Origin of the sequence: Moraxella sp. E33BD (assembly GCF_041807865.1) — a bacterium.
In the GTDB taxonomy this organism is placed as follows: domain Bacteria; phylum Pseudomonadota; class Gammaproteobacteria; order Pseudomonadales; family Moraxellaceae; genus Moraxella; species Moraxella haemolytica.
Window position 1 is genome coordinate 159,386 of sequence record NZ_JBGTZD010000002.1, and the last position, 17,565, is coordinate 176,950.

Annotated in this window: 17 protein-coding genes, 1 tRNA gene and 1 other RNA gene; 13 read left to right on the forward strand and 6 right to left on the reverse strand. The window is 42.6% G+C overall.

Annotated elements, in window-relative coordinates:
- The first annotated feature begins 19 nt into the window (after positions 1-19).
- The 6 genes from cmk (at position 20) to pyrF (ending at position 4,655) form a co-directional block, all read left to right on the forward strand.
- The gene (cmk, locus tag ACERC6_RS01925; RefSeq protein ID WP_373627553.1) at positions 20-709 is read left to right on the forward strand and encodes a (d)CMP kinase; all 690 of its coding nucleotides are present in this window, start codon (positions 20-22) and stop codon (positions 707-709) included.
- Positions 706-885, forward strand: coding sequence for a hypothetical protein (locus ACERC6_RS01930; RefSeq protein ID WP_284674277.1), 180 nt, complete (start codon positions 706-708; stop codon positions 883-885). The genes cmk and ACERC6_RS01930 overlap by 4 nt, the downstream gene beginning before the upstream one ends.
- 370 nt (positions 886-1,255) lie before the next feature.
- Positions 1,256-2,929 carry a 30S ribosomal protein S1 gene (gene rpsA / locus ACERC6_RS01935; protein WP_373627555.1) on the forward strand — a complete coding sequence of 558 codons (1,674 nt, stop codon included), beginning with the start codon at positions 1,256-1,258 and terminating at the stop codon, positions 2,927-2,929.
- A gap of 305 nt (positions 2,930-3,234) precedes the next feature.
- The gene (locus tag ACERC6_RS01940; RefSeq protein ID WP_284674279.1) at positions 3,235-3,543 is read left to right on the forward strand and encodes an HU family DNA-binding protein; all 309 of its coding nucleotides are present in this window, start codon (positions 3,235-3,237) and stop codon (positions 3,541-3,543) included.
- A 38-nt stretch (positions 3,544-3,581) separates the two neighbouring features.
- Positions 3,582-3,947 carry a LapA family protein gene (locus ACERC6_RS01945; protein ID WP_284674280.1) on the forward strand — a complete coding sequence of 122 codons (366 nt, stop codon included), beginning with the start codon at positions 3,582-3,584 and terminating at the stop codon, positions 3,945-3,947.
- Between the two features lie 9 nt (positions 3,948-3,956).
- Positions 3,957-4,655, forward strand: a complete 699-nt coding sequence (gene pyrF / locus ACERC6_RS01950; RefSeq protein ID WP_373627558.1) for an orotidine-5'-phosphate decarboxylase — start codon at positions 3,957-3,959, stop codon at positions 4,653-4,655.
- An 89-nt stretch (positions 4,656-4,744) separates the two neighbouring features.
- On the opposite strand, the gene ybeY is transcribed toward pyrF, so the two are convergent.
- The 5 genes from ybeY to folE form a co-directional block, all read right to left on the reverse strand.
- Positions 4,745-5,173 carry an rRNA maturation RNase YbeY gene (gene ybeY, locus ACERC6_RS01955; RefSeq protein WP_373627608.1) on the reverse strand — a complete coding sequence of 143 codons (429 nt, stop codon included), beginning with the start codon at positions 5,171-5,173 and terminating at the stop codon, positions 4,745-4,747.
- Between the two features lie 94 nt (positions 5,174-5,267).
- On the reverse strand, positions 5,268-6,335 hold the full coding sequence (locus tag ACERC6_RS01960) for a PhoH family protein (RefSeq protein WP_373627559.1): 1,068 nt from the start codon (positions 6,333-6,335) through the stop codon (positions 5,268-5,270).
- Between the two features lie 148 nt (positions 6,336-6,483).
- Positions 6,484-6,559 (reverse strand) — tRNA-Asn (locus ACERC6_RS01965).
- A gap of 111 nt (positions 6,560-6,670) precedes the next feature.
- Positions 6,671-6,863: non-coding RNA, 6S RNA (gene ssrS, locus ACERC6_RS01970), on the reverse strand.
- 125 nt (positions 6,864-6,988) lie between these two features.
- Positions 6,989-7,594, reverse strand: a complete 606-nt coding sequence (gene folE, locus ACERC6_RS01975) for a GTP cyclohydrolase I FolE (RefSeq protein WP_284674572.1) — start codon at positions 7,592-7,594, stop codon at positions 6,989-6,991.
- A gap of 295 nt (positions 7,595-7,889) precedes the next feature.
- On the opposite strand from folE, the gene argC reads away from it, so the two are divergent.
- The 7 genes from argC (at position 7,890) to folD (ending at position 16,627) form a co-directional block, all read left to right on the forward strand.
- On the forward strand, positions 7,890-8,960 hold the full coding sequence (gene argC / locus ACERC6_RS01980; RefSeq protein ID WP_373627561.1) for an N-acetyl-gamma-glutamyl-phosphate reductase: 1,071 nt from the start codon (positions 7,890-7,892) through the stop codon (positions 8,958-8,960).
- Between the two features lie 51 nt (positions 8,961-9,011).
- A complete protein-coding gene (locus tag ACERC6_RS01985; protein WP_284674285.1) occupies positions 9,012-9,224 on the forward strand; it encodes a heavy-metal-associated domain-containing protein in 213 nt (70 codons plus the stop codon).
- Positions 9,225-9,643: 419 nt separating this feature from the next.
- Entirely contained in the window at positions 9,644-11,914 is a 2,271-nt protein-coding gene (locus ACERC6_RS01990) for a heavy metal translocating P-type ATPase (RefSeq protein ID WP_373627564.1), read from the forward strand.
- A gap of 133 nt (positions 11,915-12,047) precedes the next feature.
- The gene (locus ACERC6_RS01995) at positions 12,048-12,830 is read left to right on the forward strand and encodes a hypothetical protein (protein ID WP_373627566.1); all 783 of its coding nucleotides are present in this window, start codon (positions 12,048-12,050) and stop codon (positions 12,828-12,830) included.
- Positions 12,831-12,900: 70 nt separating this feature from the next.
- Positions 12,901-13,263 (forward strand): ATP-dependent Clp protease adaptor ClpS, encoded by a 363-nt coding sequence (locus tag ACERC6_RS02000; protein WP_373627568.1) that lies wholly within the window; start codon positions 12,901-12,903, stop codon positions 13,261-13,263.
- Between the two features lie 132 nt (positions 13,264-13,395).
- Positions 13,396-15,720: an ATP-dependent Clp protease ATP-binding subunit ClpA gene (clpA, locus tag ACERC6_RS02005; RefSeq protein ID WP_373627569.1), complete on the forward strand. Its 2,325-nt coding sequence runs from the start codon at positions 13,396-13,398 to the stop codon at positions 15,718-15,720.
- 52 nt (positions 15,721-15,772) lie between these two features.
- Positions 15,773-16,627, forward strand: a complete 855-nt coding sequence (gene folD, locus ACERC6_RS02010; protein WP_373627571.1) for a bifunctional methylenetetrahydrofolate dehydrogenase/methenyltetrahydrofolate cyclohydrolase FolD — start codon at positions 15,773-15,775, stop codon at positions 16,625-16,627.
- A gap of 60 nt (positions 16,628-16,687) precedes the next feature.
- On the opposite strand, the gene ACERC6_RS02015 is transcribed toward folD, so the two are convergent.
- Complete coding sequence (locus ACERC6_RS02015; protein WP_284674291.1) at positions 16,688-17,482, reverse strand: M15 family metallopeptidase; 795 nt, start codon at positions 17,480-17,482, stop codon at positions 16,688-16,690.
- Positions 17,483-17,565 lie beyond the last annotated feature (83 nt).

Sequence of the window (17,565 nt, forward strand, 5' to 3'; positions counted from 1 at the left end):
AATATTAAAGAGAACTTTTATGACAACCCCAAAAATCATCACCATTGACGGCCCTTCGGGGGCAGGTAAAGGCACGGTGGCATATCGTCTTGCCGAGCATTTTGGTTTTGAGTTGTTAGATAGTGGGGCGTTGTATCGCATCATTGGTCTGATGGCATTTAAAAACGGTTTGCTTGACGATACAGAGATTGACGAGCAAAAAGTTGCCAAATTAACCCAGTCTTTAAACCTATCTTTTCGCCCCAATACCACCACAAAAACAGTGGAAATCCTAGTGGATAATACGCCCTTAACGGACGACATTCGCAATGAAATCGTGGGCGGATATGCATCTAGGGTAGCTGTATTGCCAAGCGTGCGAACGGCTTTATTTGACTTACAAAAAAACATGGCAAAAGACAAGGCGGGGCTTGTGGCAGATGGGCGAGACATGGGGACGGTGATTTTCCCCGATGCCCCTGTTAAGGTATTTTTGACCGCAAGTGCTAAGGCTCGTGCTGACAGACGGGTGCTACAATTACAAACAGCAGGCAAAGTGTTGGATTATCATGCGATTTTGGCAGACATCATCGCCCGAGATGAGCGAGATGAGAATCGTGCCGTTGCCCCAAGTCGCCCTGCCATAGATGCCCTTGTGATTGATAGCTCAGACAAATCGGCAGATGTGGTGTTTGATGAGATTTTGGCGTTTGCACAGGGTAAATTATGATAATGCTTACTCCACTTAGCACCACACACCAAGATGAACTGTCTTATGAGTTAAACGATGAACAAATGCAGTTCACCACCCTGCCAAAAGACTGGTTTGATGATGAGCTTGTGGATGCTTATAGGGTGGTGATTTTGGACGATGGCTTGCATCGGGCAGTGGGGTTTTTGTGCTAGATTTTGGATAGGACAAATACCGCTACACCGATAATTCTAATGCCGTCCTGCTTCGCTCGATGTCAATAAACATATCCCCCTTTGTAATGAGATTGTACTTGGGGTAAATCACGCCAATGCGTCCGCCCAAAGACTTTATGAAAAGGTGGGTTTTATAAGGCAAGTGCGAACCGTTATGGGGCAAAAGGGCAGCAGTGGGTGTATTATCTTAAAATAAATCGCTATCTATTTTAATAAATATCTGATATAATTATTGGGTTTATCATATTTTTGTGTTGCTATTTGAGTCAAAACCAGCACCTCTCAATAGCACACATCACTTGAACCGTACTGTGCTGGACAGGCTACGGCTAATTTTAAGGTATTACTAATGAGTTTATCATTTGCTGAACTGTTTGAACAAAGCAACGCCAACGAAATCAAAGTTGAGATCGGTGCTGTAATTTCTGGTACAGTCGTTGCCATTGACAACGAGCGTATCACTGTTGACACTGGTCTGAAATCAGAAGGCTTTATTGTGCGTTCAGAATTCTTGAACGAAGCTGGCGAACTAGAAGTTGCCATTGGCGATAAAGTTGATGTTGTTGTTGAAAAAGTTGACAACGGTATGGGCGAAACTGTTCTTTCTCGTGAAAAAGCGAAGCGTGAAGAAAGTTGGCGTGCTCTTGAGCAGCTTCATGAAAATGACGAAATCGTTACTGGTCTTATCTCTTCTAAAGTTAAAGGTGGCTTTACTGTTGAGATTGGTTCTGTGCGTGCGTTCCTACCAGGTTCATTGGTAGATGTTCGTCCTGTTCGTGAAACCACTCATCTAGAAGGCAAAGAGCTAGAGTTTAAAGTCATCAAGATTGACAAGCAACGCAACAACATTGTTGTATCTCGTCGTGCTGTTATGGAAGCTGAAAACTCAGCTGAGCGTGATGAGCTACTAGCTAAGCTAGAAGAAGGTATGGAAGTTCAAGGTATCGTTAAGAACCTAACTGACTACGGTGCATTCGTTGATCTAGGTGGCATTGATGGTCTACTGCACATCACTGATATGGCATGGAAACGCATCAAGCATCCATCAGAAGCGGTAGAAGTTGGTCAAGACCTTAAAGTAAAAGTATTGAAGTTTGACCGTGAGCGTAACCGTGTATCTCTAGGTCTAAAACAACTTGGCTCTGATCCTTGGGGAGAAGTTGAGCAAACTTACCCAGTAGGTACCATCACTAAAGCTTGTGTAACTAACCTAACTGACTACGGTTGCTTTGCAGAAATCGCAGAAGGTATTGAAGGTTTGGTGCATGTGTCTGAAATGGATCATACTAATAAAAACATCCACCCATCAAAAGTTGTTCAAGTGGGCGATGAAGTTGATGTTATGGTTCTTGAAATTGATGGTGAGCGTCGTCGCATCAGCTTGGGCATCAAGCAAACCATGCCAAACCCATGGGAAGAGTTTGACAAAAACCATGCCAAAGGTGACAAAATCTCTGGTACCATCAAGTCAATCACTGACTTTGGCTTGTTCATCGGTCTAGAAGGCGGTATTGATGGTCTGGTTCATCTATCAGACATCTCTTGGACTGAGTCTGGCGAAGAAGCTATCCGCAACTATACCAAAGGCGATACTGTAGAAGCTGTTGTTCTACAAGTGGATGCAGAAGCTAACCGTATCAGTCTAGGCATCAAACAGCTTAACTCTGACCCATTCAACGAGTATCTATTGGCTAACGACCGTGGTGCTATCGTAAAAGGTTCGGTTAAAGAAGTAGATGCTAAAGGTGCTGTTATTACTCTAGCTGATGAAGTAGAAGGCTACCTAGCTGCTGCTGACATCGCTCGTGAGCGTACCGAAGATGCTTCTAAAGTACTAAGCGTTGGTGATGAAGTAGAAGCAAAAATCGTTCGTATTGATCGTAAATCTCGTGGTATCACTCTATCTGTGAAAGCCAAAGATGAAGCTGATGAGCGTCAAGCCATCAGAGAGTTATCAAACACTGCAGCGGAGAATCAGCCTAAAACCCTAGGAGATATCTTTGCTAATCAGCTAAAAGGCTAATTTTAGTCCTAGCAATAAAAAAGGGTGACAGTCGTTGCCCTTTTTTATTGCTAATTTTTAGTCATGTACTGTAAATGCTAATTACATATGATGACAGTATGGTGGATTGCCAACTAATTACATAGTTGGGATATTAACGGATTTTTAGTTATGATAAAATATCTAACAAAATAATGAAAACTAACAAAAAATTCATTCACATTTGCCAATTTTTCCGTTATTATTAGCATCTGACGAAAATCTTACTAAAGATTGCATGTTTGTTAAGTAAATTGATGGATAATCCATCAACCAAGGTGGGGTATATGCAACAAGCTCAGCAAGTGATCAATAAATCTGACCTAATCTCAAATTTAGCATCCGCATGCGATGGCATAGAAGAATCAATTGTTGATGAAGCGGTGCGTGAAATTATCGGTCTGATGGTTGATAGCTTATCACATGATGGTCGCATAGAAGTTCGTGGCTTTGGTAGTTTTTGTCTGCATCATCGAGATGCTCGTAATGCCCGAAATCCTCGTACCGGTGAGACGGTCGCTGTTAAGGCGAAAGCCGTGCCATATTTTAAGCCGGGCAAGGCATTAAGAGAAGCGGTGGATGCAATTAACGACTGATTTCATGCATATCATTTTATTTTAAATAGAGAAGTTCCATGCATATTATTTTGATTATTCTTTTGGTAGCAGTCTGTGCTTATGCCATTGGCTTGGTGCTGATGAACAATAGTGAAGTTGCGGTGAATTTGATGTTCTCGCATGTACCGACAATGAATCTTGGTTTGTTGTTGGTTGTTACGATTGCACTTGGTATTGTTTTGGGAATGTTGCTTGCTTTGCTTGTTTTCCGTGTACTTCAAAATAAATGGGAAATTAGCCGTCTAAGAAAAGAGCTGAAACTTGCCCAATCACAGCTGACTGAAGCAAATATTAAACTTGCCCAGCAAGCTGAAATTCGTCCTGTGGATACTGTGATTGTAGAGAATGCAGCACCAAGTACCACACCAGCGTCCAATCTATAAGTTAAGCTCATGGTTAAATCTCCTATTATTGTCGCTGTTGATAAACACGACTTGTCTGGGGCGTTGATGTTGGCAGATGCCTTAGATCCAACGCTATGTCGCCTAAAGGTGGGCAAAGAACTTTTTACGGCTTGTGGTCCAAAGGTGGTGCAAGAATTCCATCAGCGTGGCTTTGAGATTTTTTTGGATTTAAAATTCCATGATATTCCCAATACCATCGCTCAGGCGGTGCTATCAGCTGCCGACTTGGGTGTGTGGATGGTCAATGTACACGCCATGTCAGGTTCAAGGGCAATGACGCTTGCTAAATCACGCCTACAAGCAGGCGACTATCAGACGCTACTGATTGCTGTTACGGTCTTAACCTCAATGGCGAATGAAGAATTGGCAGAGCTTGGCATCGCAGAGGATATGACCTCACAGGTGTTACGATTAGCAACCTTAACCAAAAATGCCGGTTTAGATGGTGTGGTGTGTTCCGCTCAAGAAGCTCGCCTATTAAAGCAGCATTTGGGTGATGATTTTAAACTCATCACCCCTGGTATTCGCCTAGCTAGCGATGCTAAAGACGACCAGCAGCGTATCTGCACACCAAAAGAAGCCTTGAGCTATGGATCGGATTATTTGGTAATTGGTCGTTCTATCACAGGTGCGGATTGTCCTAATGATAAATTACAATTGATTGTAGATGAGTTGTCGGTTATTTAAGCCGTGCCTTATTCAAATAAAAAAGCAATCCGACAAGATTGCTTTTTTGGTTTCGTGTTTAATTAATGACTAAACAGCAACTTAAGAAGCTAGGCGTAGGGGTTACTAATACCCAATCCTTGCAAAATCTCAATCTCAAAACCCTCCATCTCGTCTGCATCCATATCGCTGATTTCATGATCAAAACCTAATAAATGCAAAATACCATGCACAATGAGATGGGTGAGGTGGAATTTAAAAGTTTTATTTTGTTCATTTGCTTCACGCACCACAACATCATGGCAGATGATGAGTTCGCCTAGTGGTATCTCACCCATCATCTCAAAAACATCAGGCGGTAGTTCGCTTGGATAAGACAAGATATTCGTGGCGTAATCTTTGCCACGAGCCTCCAAGTTTAGCATTTTACCTTCAATAGCGTTAGTAATGTAGATGTCTAGCGTCTTGGATTGACGCCAGTAATCCATCGCATCCTCAAAGTAAGCAAAACAAACGCCTTTATTGAGTTTATCGCTCATGATAGATAGTGTGTGGTCTATGACTTGACTTATATATTTCTCATCATAGCGTTGACTGTCGATTTCATCGTGATAATCAATATAGAACAGGGTTTTAGCCATTATTAGGTTCCGCATCATTTTGGTTTTGTACTTCTTGGGTTTTGGCAAGCTCTTTGGTGAGTTGTGCAGCCTTACGCTCAGCTTTAAGCCTTTCTTGTTCATCATCAAAGGCGTCATAGGCCTGAACGATTTTTTGTACCAAATGATGACGCACCACATCTTTGCTGTCAAAGCGAGTGATGTGAATCTCATCAATCTTGGATAAAATATCCAAAGCTTGGGAGAGACCCGACTTGTGCCCACGGGGCAAATCCACCTGTGTCATGTCGCCTGTAATTACCGCACGAGAGCCAAAACCTAGTCGGGTAAGAAACATCTTCATCTGCTCTGGTGTGGTATTTTGTGCTTCATCAAGAATCACAAAGCTATTATTCAGTGTGCGACCACGCATATAAGCAAGGGGGGCTACCTCAATGATTTGTCGCTCAAGTAGCTTGCCTACTTTTTCAAACCCAAGCATTTCATATAAGGCATCATATAGCGGACGCAAATAAGGATCAATCTTTTGGGTTAAATCGCCTGGTAAAAAACCTAATTTTTCGCCCGCTTCAACAGCAGGTCGTACAAGTAAGATTCGCTCAATCTCCCCACGCTCTAGCATATCTACGGCACAAGCCACCGCCAGATAAGTCTTACCTGTGCCAGCAGGACCTACGCCAAATGAGATATCGGAGATAAGGATTTTTTTGACATATTCTTGTTGATTGTAGCCTCTAGGGGTAATTTTACCTTTGCGAGTTCTTAGGCTAATGTCGGCATAAAGAGGCTTTTTGTTTTGGGTGTCTGATTTAACAGCATCTCGTGCCAGACTTGATTGGATAATGAGATGCAACTCTTCACCATCGATGTCATTGTTGGCAATCTTAGCAAGTTTGTTAATAATGAACTCACCACGCTCAACCATGTTAATATCACCTGTTAAGATGAAATTGTTTTGTCGTTGTATGATTTGGATTTCTAGGCGTTCTTGTAGGTATTTTAGATGCTTGTTGTATTCGCCAGCTAAATTGCGTAGCTCGTTAGTATCTAGTGCTAGGGTAAGCGTACGGGTAATGCTCAAGAATTTTTCCTTAATTTTGTCATAAAATATAAAAAGCGATGATGGTCATCTGTGGTTATAATAAGGATTTGTATAGAGATTTTCAAGCTAAAAAACAAAAAAGCCTTTCGTATTGAAAGGCTTTTTTGTTGCTGTTTCTAGCAGAAAATGGCTCCCCAACCTGGGCTCGAACCAGGGACACACGGATTAACAGTCCGATGCTCTACCGACTGAGCTATTGGGGAATATCTAGCAAGTCGCTTAAGATGGTGCGTATTATAACAGGTTTTTTATGCTTGTCAATAAAAAAATGAAATTTTTATCAATTTTTTGGTATTTTTATTAAAAATAAGCAATAAAATACCAAAGTGTCGCTGCAAAGGGGTTACCATGAACCGTGAAGTTCAAGGCGGAAGGCATCACTATTTATTATGGCTTCCTGATACATCGCAAAGATGCAGGCCTGCTCAACAAAATAGTAGTCATGCGTTCCTAAAGTAAGATTATCGGCTCAGGAATACGCTCTGCTGGCGAACACTTCAGTGAGGGTCATTATAACATCTTTTGGTTAATTTTCAAGTTGGCTTTGGCTTATTTGGTGGTTAAGTTGTTGGTTTTTTGGGATAAAAAACCCATAAGAGTGTCTCTTATGGGTAAATGAAGTGATGGTTGGATTAACCAAAAGCAGGACTTCGTCTTGGAATGGCATCCAAAAATTCACCACGAGCTTGGTTGTTGGTGGTGAATTCGCCCAGCATGCTGACCGTGCGAGTAGTGGATTGTTGCTTGCCGACACCACGCATCATCATGCACATATGACTGGCATCCATCACGACTGCCACGCCACGACACCCTGTTAATTCTTCAATGGCAATGGCAACTTGCTTGGTGAGATTTTCTTGAATTTGTAAGCGACGAGCATACATATCAACGATGCGTGCTACTTTGGATAGACCAAGTACCTTGCCATTAGGCAGATAGCCGACATGAGCTACACCATAAAAAGGTAGTAGATGATGCTCGCACAAAGAATAAAATTCAATATTTTGTACCAACACTAACTCAGGATTGTCTGATGCAAAGATGGCATCATTAGCAACAACCTTAAGCGATTGATGGTAACCACGAGTTAGGTGGCCAAAAGCCTTGGCTGCACGCATGGGCGTATCTAAGAGTCCTTCTCTGCTTAGGTCTTCGCCGCTACCTTTGATGATATTGGCGTAGTGGTGAGCGATCTGCTCATAATCGGGGATAAAGTTGGTGTTATCGGATTTTGACATGGTCATATGTGGTTTAAGAGAGCTTGAGAAAATTATTAACAATATAGCTTAACTTAAAATCAGATTTTATCAAGTCAAAATAGCAAAAAATAGTAAAAATTTTTAAAAATTAGCAAAAGGTTTGGTTGTAGTTGATGGTGAATGTTAAAAAGCGGTTTTAAATTCGCTAAAAATGTGGTTGTGTTGGTTTGTAAATTGCTTATTTTGTGATAATGACTGGCACAGTTAAGGGGATTGGTGGTACAATTTGTGGTGTTTTTGTATTTTAATATCTAATTTTGGCGTGGAGAGGTGTATGTCAGAGCAACAAAAGCAGATTAAAGTGGGTATTGTCGGTGGTACGGGTTATACAGGCGTGGAGCTGATCCGTCTGCTGTCTTGTCATCCGCTAATAATGATTGTCATGCTAACTTCTCGCACAGAGGTAGGTAGGCAGGTAAGCGAACTATTTCCGAATTTGCGTGGTATTTGTGATATCGCCTTTAGCGATGCTGATGATGAGAAGCTAACTGAATGTGATGTGGTGTTTTTTGCGACACCGCATGGGGTTGCGATGAAGTCGGCACCGTTATTAACAAGTCGTGGGGTAAAAATCATTGATTTGGCAGCGGATTTTCGTTTGCAAGATTTGACCGCTTTTCAGCGGTGGTATGACATGACGCACGACTGTGAAGAGATTTTGAGACAATCGGCTTATGGACTGCCTGAGATTAACCGTCATTTAATTAAAGACGCTCAAGTTGTCGGTAATCCTGGTTGTTATCCGACTACTGCCATCTTGGGTTTGGCTGCCATTATTGCAGAACAAAACCGTCAAAGTACGCCACTGATTGATGAGCATATCATCATTGATGCTAAATCTGGCATCTCTGGTGCAGGGCGTAGTGCTAAGCTGAACTTGATATTTAGTGAGACTTCGGATAATTTTAGTGCGTATGGCGTGTCAGGTCATCGTCATTTGCCAGAGATTGAACAAGGGGTTCATGGGTTGCTTGGTTCAATATTTAACCATAAAATTCGCTTTGTACCGCACTTAGTGCCGATGATTCGTGGTATGTTTAGCACCATTCATCTGACCTTAACCAAGGCAGGACAGCAAGTCGATTGGCAGGCGGTGTTTGAATCAAGATTTAAAGATGAGTTTTTTGTTGATGTATTGCCAAAACAGGTGCTTCCACAGACTCACCATACTCGTGCATCTAATTTTTTAAAAATTGGCATTCATCAAGATGGAGATATCTTGACAATTATGGTGGTACAGGACAATCTGGTTAAGGGTGCAGCAGGGCAAGCAGTACAAAACATGAATATCATGTTTGGGCTAGATGAAAAACTGGGTTTGGAAGTTGTGCCTGTAACACCATAAAGTAATTTAAGCTGTATTTGAAAATATAAAGTACTATTTTGGAGAGAAAAAGTGAGTATTGAAACTTTGACCTTAAAGGTTTTTGGAATGACTTGTGGTGGCTGTAAAACTTCGGTCAATAATGCATTGGTTGAGCTTGCAGGTGTGCAGGCAGTCGAGGTAAGTTTGCCACTTGAACAGGCGGTTGTTACTTATGATGATGAGCTGATTGATGAGAGTCAAATCATAGAGACCATTGAAGAGATGGGATTTAGCACCACTTAGTGTGTAAGACCTTCAGGCGTCGTGGAGACTCAATCACTGTTTTTGCATGACAAATAAATAAAACATATTTTTCATATCCCTTTTATTAAAAAAGTGCTAGTCAAATAACCATAAATCCTGCTAGCTTCATTGAAAAATATATGACTTTTTATTTTTGTACAAATGCAGAAGTTGGTCACACTTGATGAAATGGATAAAAAAACCGAAAAAAGTGATTTTTTCGGTTTTTTTATTGGGTGGTTTGGGTTTATTGGGATATACAATGCGATCATCTAAAGAGCATTAAGATTACTTAAAGTATGTATGATGCTAGAACGGCTGTGCCTAAATTCGGTATCTATCTAAAAGTATCGTTGAATATTCTTTATTTGTACCCATGTAAGATTAATATGGCAGACAAAAAGATAATAGGTAAAAGCATGAGTACACCCACCCAAGATCCCATTAAGCAAAGATACGCCATCTTAGGCATGACTTGCCAAGCCTGTGCCAACCGCCTAGAGAAGGTATTGCATAAAAATCCTGCTGTGGTGTCAGCACAGGTGAATTTTGCCACTGAGACACTCAGTATCACCCATCATCAGGCAGATGCTCAAGAAGTGTTGTCATGGATTAAGAAAGGGGGGTTTGAGGGTAAGCTGATTGATAATGAGCATAACCGAGCAAGTAAACAGGCTGACAATGCGTCAGATTTTCCTTGGTACTTGGTGTTATTGTGGGGGCTGTCTTTGCCTTTTTGGGTGGGTATGGTCGGCATGATGGTGGGCAGTCATTCGCTGATGATACCTGTATGGATGCAGTTTTTGTTGGCAAGTGTGGTGCAGTTTGGCTTTGGTTGGCGGTTTTATATGGGGGCGTGGGCGTCACTTCGTGGTGGTCTTGCCAATATGGATACGCTAGTAGCCTTAGGCACGACAGCGATTTGGGCGTATTCAACCTATCTATGGCTAAGTATGGGGCAACAGTCTCATCATCAAGTTTATTTTGAGGCATCGGTGATGGTGATGGCGTTTGTCAGTCTGGGTAAATACCTAGAGCTACGCACCAAGCAACAAAGCCTAGATAGCATCTCTATGCTGATGAGCTTGGTGCCAACTACCGTCCCTGTGCGACAAGGTGAGCGATGGGTTACGACCAAGATGGCACTTGTCAATGAGAATGATATTCTGCTAGCTCGTATGGGTGATCGTATCGCTGCTGATGGCGAGATGATACTGGGCGAGGGCCTGGTGGATGTGGCACACTTGACAGGGGAGAGTCAGCCCATCTTTAAAAAAGTGGGTGATACAGTGCTAGCAGGAAGTATTGTGCTAGATGGTGGTTTTGAATACCGAGTATCAAAGTTGGGTGAACATACCGCTTTGGGTGATACCATCTTGGCACTTGGTGAAGCTCAAGGAACAAAAGCCAGTATTGCTAGAATGACCGATCGTGTAACAGCGGTGTTTGTGCCTGTCGTGGTGGTGATTGCCATATTGGTCTTTATGATCAATTGGTTGATGTTGGGTGTGTTTGATGAAGCATTGATGCGAGCGGTGGCGGTGTTGGTGATTGCTTGTCCTTGTGCTTTGGGGCTTGCCACGCCTGCTGCCATCATGGCAGGCATGGGAACAGCAGCACGGCATGGGGTGCGTTTTAAGGACGCAGTAAGTTTGGAGGCGGCAGGAGCAGTTGATACAGTTGTCTTTGATAAGACAGGTACGCTGACGGTGGGCGTGCCTAGCATTGCAGCGGTTTATTTGGCTGATGGTGCAAGTTACGATGAGGTATTGATGTTAACAGCAAGCCTTGAGCAATACGCCAATCATCCGCTAGCAAATACACTAGTGAACACTGCTTTACAGCAAAACTTAAGTCTAAAAGAGATTGATAATCCTACCACCATTGTCGGACAGGGCATGATGGGAGAAATGGCGGGCGTGGGTGTGATTAAAGTTGGAGCGCGGGGTTTTGTGGGCTTTGATGGCGATTTTAAGGAGCTAAGTCGGTCGCAAAAAGCGAACATCATCTATCCACACGCTACCTTAATGGATGATGAGCCATCCTTATCCGTCTCTAACCATCATCTCTTTGATAACATTTGGCAAATCGCCACGCAGGTTGCTTTATCGGTTGATGGGCGTGTTTTGGCTGTATTTGCTTTGCTTGATAAACCAAAAGATCATGCCAAAACTGTCATCAATCATCTACAACAAGATGGCATCAATGTCATCATGATGAGTGGCGATCACGATGGTGTGGTGGCACATATCGCAGGTGAGCTTGGTATTGATAACCACTATGGCAAAATGTCACCACGAGACAAGGCAGATGAAATCATCAAATTGCAACAACAAGGCAAACAGGTGGCGATGGTGGGTGATGGTGTGAATGATGCACCAGCGATGGCAGCTGCTCGAGCGAGCTTCTCGGTGCATGATGCGGCAAGTATCGCCAAGCACACGGCTACCGCTGAGATTATTGGTGACTCAGTAACGCACGCCCATCATGCGGTTGTCATCGCAAAAGCTACGCTTGCCATTATTAAGCAAAACTTATTTTTTGCTTTTATTTATAATGCCATTGGTATCGTATTGGCAGGTGTGGGATTGCTTAACCCAATTATTGCAGCGGCGACAATGGCGTTGAGCTCTATCTCGGTGCTTGCCAATGCGTTGCGTCTAAAGCGATTGAAATTAAATAAGGCTTAGAAATCAAGTCTGGTTTGGGCTGTATGAGAGCGAAGTGTTTTTGTGCACTTTTAGATTTTTTGATAAAATAGTTAAAAGTCTAATGAGATATTTGCTATAATAACTAAATTTTGTTTGGTTTATTGTAAAGATTATGTCAAAAACATTACAATCACAACATAGAGCGATTCACTCAAAGAGTCAAGCGGGCTCTACCGCACAAATCTTAGCACTCTTTTTGGTGGCATTGGTGTTTACATCGCTGGTTGTGGCGTTTGTTGGTTATCGGTTTGGTCATCGTCAAGGGCTATACACCGCTAAATACGCTGCTATTGAGACAGGAAAATCTACAGATGTAAGTGCATTGTCTGCTGAAAATATCCGCCTAAAACAGCAGATTGATGCCATCACCAAAGAGCGAGACATTAGCCTTAACAATATCGAACGCTTAAATACAGGGCAAAACAATCTGGAAATTAAAAATCTACAGCTTACTCAAGTCAATGATTTGTTAAAATCATCGGTGGCAGCACAAGGTGGTGTGGCGTTAAAAGTGATTGGGTCTGAGATTGTTGCTTTGCCTGAAAATATATTTGAATATCGCTTTGATGTTGCCATGATTGATGTATCAGGTAGGGCGGTGAGTATGATACCACGCCTAACACTGCTTAATGCTACCAGTATGGTGGAGATTCCGCTAGAGCCATCAAATTATCAGATTGATGGTGTGGCAAATATTCGTGGGCGTTTTGTGATGCCAAAAGGTTTTGTGCCACACCAGATGAAACTTGAGCTGATTGCAGGTGAACAAAAAATTCAGCAGTTGTATAATTGGCGGGTTGGTAAAATCATCGGTGATGCACCGACTTCATTATCAGAGGTGGGGAGCATAAACAAAAAAACCAATCAAAAGCAATTAACCAAAGGTCGGGCGTAGGCTCGGCTTTTTGTTAGGTATGTATAAGACTATTATTAATAACCACTTAATTATGAATAATGATTTACTTATGAGTATATTCTCCCATCAAAATCATCAAATGAAGCCATCAGGCATATCCTCTGATATGGACTCTGATGTCGCCTTAGATGAGATAACGGATGTGGCGACCGAACGCCTAGAGCCACTGCTGTATTCGGTCGTTTTACATAATGATGATTATACGACAATGGATTTTGTGGTTCATGTCTTGGTTAATGTCTTTGGGCATACGCTGGATAAAGCGGTGGAACTGATGTATTGTGTTCATGAGAAGGGTCGTGCGGTGGTGGCAGTTTTGCCATACGATATCGCTGAAATGCGAGTCGCTCAAGTAACCGAATTGGCTGAAGCGTTGGAGTATCCGCTTTTAGCTACGCTTGAAAAAAATTAAGATGGAAGTTTGAGTTTTAATAATCCATTGATAACAAAAACCTTTGGTAATATCCGAACAGCAATAATCAGGCTTACTAACTTTGCCTAATTGTGCAGCTTGGGGTAAAAAATTAGATATGGCAGGAGAGTGATGTTTAGTACGGATTTTCAATTGGTGCGTCAAGAGATTGAGCGTTATACCAAAAATCATCGCCATGAGTTTATCACGGTGGAGCATTTGTTGCTTGGTTTGTTAAGCAGTCCTAATATTCAGGAGATGTTTGGTGATTTTGGTGTGGATATTGATAAGCTCGGCGATGCTCTAAAGATTTATTTGGCGGACTATATTCCAAAAACAGCTGATGATAGGCTGACTGCCAAGCCCACCAAGAGCTGTGAGCGAGTCTTGCAAAGAGCCATCTGGCATCAGCAATCTAGTGGTACAGAGCGTTTGATTGATTGTGTGGATATTTTGGTGGCGATTTTTGGTGAAAAAGACACGCAAGCACTACATTTACTAACGACACATGATGTCAGTAAACTGCGAGTGCTTCGTTATATCTCACATCGTGGTCAGTCAGAAGAGTTAGAGTCTACTGATTCTGCTGACAATAAGCCTAGACAGACAACCACCAAGATTAAAAATCCTATCCAAGCATTTACCATCAATCTGAACGAAAAAGCCAAAGCGGCAAAGATTGACCCGCTGATTGGTCGTGAGGCAGAGATTGAGCGTACAGCCCAAGTGCTGTGTCGCCGCCGCAAAAATAATCCTTTGCTTGTGGGGGAGGCAGGTGTGGGTAAAACTGCCATTGCAGAGGGTTTGGCATGGCTTATCGTCCATGATAGAGCACCAAAACCACTAAAAAACACCATCATCTATGCCTTGGATATTGGGTCTTTGGTGGCGGGAACGAAATTTCGTGGCGACTTTGAAGACCGCCTAAAAGCCATCTTGCACGCCCTAAATAGCGAGCAAGATGCAGTGCTGTTTATTGATGAGATTCACACCATGATTGGGGCAGGCTCAACCATGAGTAGCATGATGGATATGTCCAACCTTATCAAGCCTGCTTTGTCAAATGGTGAGCTTCGTTGTATTGGTTCGACAACCTTTAATGAATACCGTCAAATCTTTGAAAAAGACCAAGCATTATCTCGTAGATTTCAGTGTATTGATATAGCAGAACCAAGTCAAGCTGATGCACTGGGTATTTTAAAGGGTTTAAGGGATAAATATGAGTCACATCATCATGTTTATTATACCGATGAGGCACTCGAGGCGGCGGTGTCTTTATCAGCACGCTACATTCAAGATAGGTTTTTGCCTGACAAGGCGATTGATGTGATGGATGAGGTGGGTGCACGCACTCGGTTTACTGCCAAAGATGATGGAATAAATGCGGATAGCCCCACTGTTATTGATGTGGCGATGGTTGAAGAGGTGGTTTCAAAAATTGCTCGCATACCACCAAAATCTGTCTCAAAAGACGATAAAGAAAGTTTAAAACATTTAGCTTGTAATCTCAAACATGTTATTTTTGGGCAAGATGAAGCAATTGATGGCTTGGTTGATGCCATCAAATTATCACGGGCTGGACTAAAACCAGTTGATAAGCCTATCGGTGCCTTCATGTTTTCAGGTCCAACAGGCGTGGGTAAGACAGAAGTCTGTAAGCAGCTTGCCTTAGCCTTGGGAGTGGAGCTTGTACGCTTTGATATGAGTGAATACATGGAATCTCATACGGCTTCACGCTTGATTGGTTCGCCGCCAGGTTATGTGGGATTTGAGCAAGGTGGGCTATTGACCGAAAAAATCCATAAACACCCATATTCCGTACTACTACTTGATGAGATTGAAAAGGCACATCCTGATGTGTTTAATCTGCTGTTGCAAGTCATGGACCATGGCACATTGACGGACAATAATGGTCGTGTTGTATCATTTAAGCAGGTGGTTTTGGTCATGACGACCAATGTTGGTGCTACAAGCATTAGCCGAGCGTCTATGGGTTTTACACATCAAGACCACACCAGTGATAATGGCGAAGCGTTAAAGCGTGCCTTTACGCCTGAGTTTCGTAATCGCTTGGACGCTATTGTCAATTTTGCACCGCTTGATGAGAAAGTTATCATCTCTGTGGTGGATAAATTCATCGCCGAGTTACAAACCCAGCTTAATGATAAGCAAGTTGTACTAGAAGTAGATGATGCAGTACGCCAGTATCTTGCCAAAAATGGATATGATAGGCTTATGGGTGCACGCCCGATGGCAAGACTTATCCAAAATGAAATCAAAAAAGTGCTGGCAGAGATGATTTTATTTGGTGATTTAAGTCAGGGTGGCACAGTGCAGATTTCACTTGAAACAATTCATGCAGACAATGTCGGTGAGACAAATAAAACCGATGACGCACCGCTAGAAAAATTACGCTTTGATGTGGTACAATCCACCCATCAAGAGTTGTCTGTTTAGACGGTTGGTGATATGGTTTTTGGCTAATTTTTATTTAATAAAGGAAGGCTTTATGGTACAGATTTTAGATGGCAAGGCGTTGGTAAGCTCGGTTGAGCATGAACTATCGGTACGAGTGGCGACATTAAAAGACAAGACGGGTCGTACACCAATTTTGGCGACCATTTTGGTTGGCGATGACCCAGCATCAGCGACTTATGTGCGTATGAAAGGCAACGCCTGCAAGCGTATCGGCATGGATAGCATTCGTGTGGAAATGCCTAAGAATACCACCACTGAAGAGTTGCTTGCCAAGATTGACGAGCTAAATGCCAACCCTGATGTTCATGGCATTTTGTTGCAACACCCTGTGCCATTACAGATTGATGAGCGTGCGTGTTTTGACCGTATTAGTCTGGATAAAGATGTTGATGGCGTTACTTGTTTAGGCTATGGACGCATGGCGATGGGTGAGTCAGCTTATGGTTCTTGTACGCCACAAGGCATCATGCACCTGCTTACTCATCATAATATTGAGCTGTCAGGCAAGCATGCGGTGGTGATTGGTCGCAGTGCTATTTTGGGTAAGCCAATGGCAGCGATGCTATTAAATGCTAACTGCACGGTTACCATATGTCATTCACGCACCCAAAATCTTGCCGAGCATGTTCGTAATGCTGATATTGTTGTTGGTGCGGTGGGTGTGCCAGAGCTGATTAAAAAAGACTGGATTAAGCAGGGGGCAATCGTTGTGGACGCAGGATTCCATCCAACGCCAGATGGCGGTTGTGGCGACATTGAGCTTGATGGCATTCAAGCGGTGGCAGCAGCCTACACACCTGTTCCAGGTGGTGTTGGTCCAATGACAATCAACACTTTAATTCGTCAGACGGTAGAAGCTGCCGAGAAGGAAGCAGGTATTTGCTGATATTGATTGTTTTTAAAATTAAACCGTTCTTTTGAGCGGTTTTTTCATATCAACCAATCATTATCCGCTACCATCATTGCTTTGTGATTCTTGTTCTGTGTTGTCGTCAAAGGTGGGTTCTGCTAGATGTTCATAGGGCTGACAATATCGTGGTGCAAATAGGCTTTGTCCATGCTCATCACCAATATATCGCCAGTGCCATGATTCTTCTGATACACCGCTTTTTTCGGAATACTCTTTGGTGAATGTCTGTTCCCAACCGTATTTATGGGCATGATCAAGTAGCCATTGATAGCCTTTGGTCTTGGTGAATTTCTCATCAATCGGAGCAAAATCTACCGCATATCCTGTGTGATGTTCGGAATATCCTGCAGGTGAGGAAGTGTGATAGATGGTCTCAATGGGCTGTTTTTGACGAAGCTTACGCTTGATGATGGCATCTTGGGCACGCACTGAGCGAAAAATAGAGCTTGGGTATAGGGCTACTTTATCTTTAGCGGCAGCCTTAACCAATGTTTGTAGTGGTTCTTTGACATCTTTATGAATGAGTTTGTTCTCATGCTCTTGGTCGCCATAACCACTCCATACCAGATATTCAGCAATCACTTCATCATAAGCAAAATGCTCAATATTGACTTTTAGGGCATCTGGTGAGCAGATGGGCTTAGGTGGTGTGTCAATCGTGTTTTCTTGAGAATGGGTATATGCTAGGCTATCTTGGGTGTTTAATTGTGCTAAGATTGCTTGAATGGTTTTATCATCTGTAATATCTAACGCCTGTGCCTGCGTGGCCATTAGTGTTGTTAGCATGATTAAAGATAGGCGTGTTAGCTGTGTGGTTTTTTTAATGAACATATGCTTAATTCAAATCAGACTGTGTGATAGATATATTATACGGATTTAATCTGTAGATGCGATAGGTTGGGTATACAATGTGC

What these genes read in the sequence shown, in the direction of transcription:
- cmk (WP_373627553.1), top strand. Translation starts at nt 20, where the DNA reads ATGACAACCCCAAAAATCATCACCATTGACGGCCCTTCGGGGGCAGGT.
- ACERC6_RS01930 (WP_284674277.1), top strand. Translation starts at nt 706, where the DNA reads ATGATAATGCTTACTCCACTTAGCACCACACACCAAGATGAACTGTCT.
- rpsA (WP_373627555.1), top strand. Translation starts at nt 1,256, where the DNA reads ATGAGTTTATCATTTGCTGAACTGTTTGAACAAAGCAACGCCAACGAA.
- ACERC6_RS01940 (WP_284674279.1), top strand. Translation starts at nt 3,235, where the DNA reads ATGCAACAAGCTCAGCAAGTGATCAATAAATCTGACCTAATCTCAAAT.
- ACERC6_RS01945 (WP_284674280.1), top strand. Translation starts at nt 3,582, where the DNA reads ATGCATATTATTTTGATTATTCTTTTGGTAGCAGTCTGTGCTTATGCC.
- pyrF (WP_373627558.1), top strand. Translation starts at nt 3,957, where the DNA reads ATGGTTAAATCTCCTATTATTGTCGCTGTTGATAAACACGACTTGTCT.
- ybeY (WP_373627608.1), bottom strand. Translation starts at nt 5,173, where the DNA reads ATGAGCGATAAACTCAATAAAGGCGTTTGTTTTGCTTACTTTGAGGAT.
- folE (WP_284674572.1), bottom strand. Translation starts at nt 7,594, where the DNA reads ATGTCAAAATCCGATAACACCAACTTTATCCCCGATTATGAGCAGATC.
- argC (WP_373627561.1), top strand. Translation starts at nt 7,890, where the DNA reads ATGTCAGAGCAACAAAAGCAGATTAAAGTGGGTATTGTCGGTGGTACG.
- ACERC6_RS01990 (WP_373627564.1), top strand. Translation starts at nt 9,644, where the DNA reads ATGAGTACACCCACCCAAGATCCCATTAAGCAAAGATACGCCATCTTA.
- ACERC6_RS01995 (WP_373627566.1), top strand. Translation starts at nt 12,048, where the DNA reads ATGTCAAAAACATTACAATCACAACATAGAGCGATTCACTCAAAGAGT.
- ACERC6_RS02000 (WP_373627568.1), top strand. Translation starts at nt 12,901, where the DNA reads ATGAGTATATTCTCCCATCAAAATCATCAAATGAAGCCATCAGGCATA.
- clpA (WP_373627569.1), top strand. Translation starts at nt 13,396, where the DNA reads ATGTTTAGTACGGATTTTCAATTGGTGCGTCAAGAGATTGAGCGTTAT.
- folD (WP_373627571.1), top strand. Translation starts at nt 15,773, where the DNA reads ATGGTACAGATTTTAGATGGCAAGGCGTTGGTAAGCTCGGTTGAGCAT.
- ACERC6_RS02015 (WP_284674291.1), bottom strand. Translation starts at nt 17,482, where the DNA reads ATGTTCATTAAAAAAACCACACAGCTAACACGCCTATCTTTAATCATG.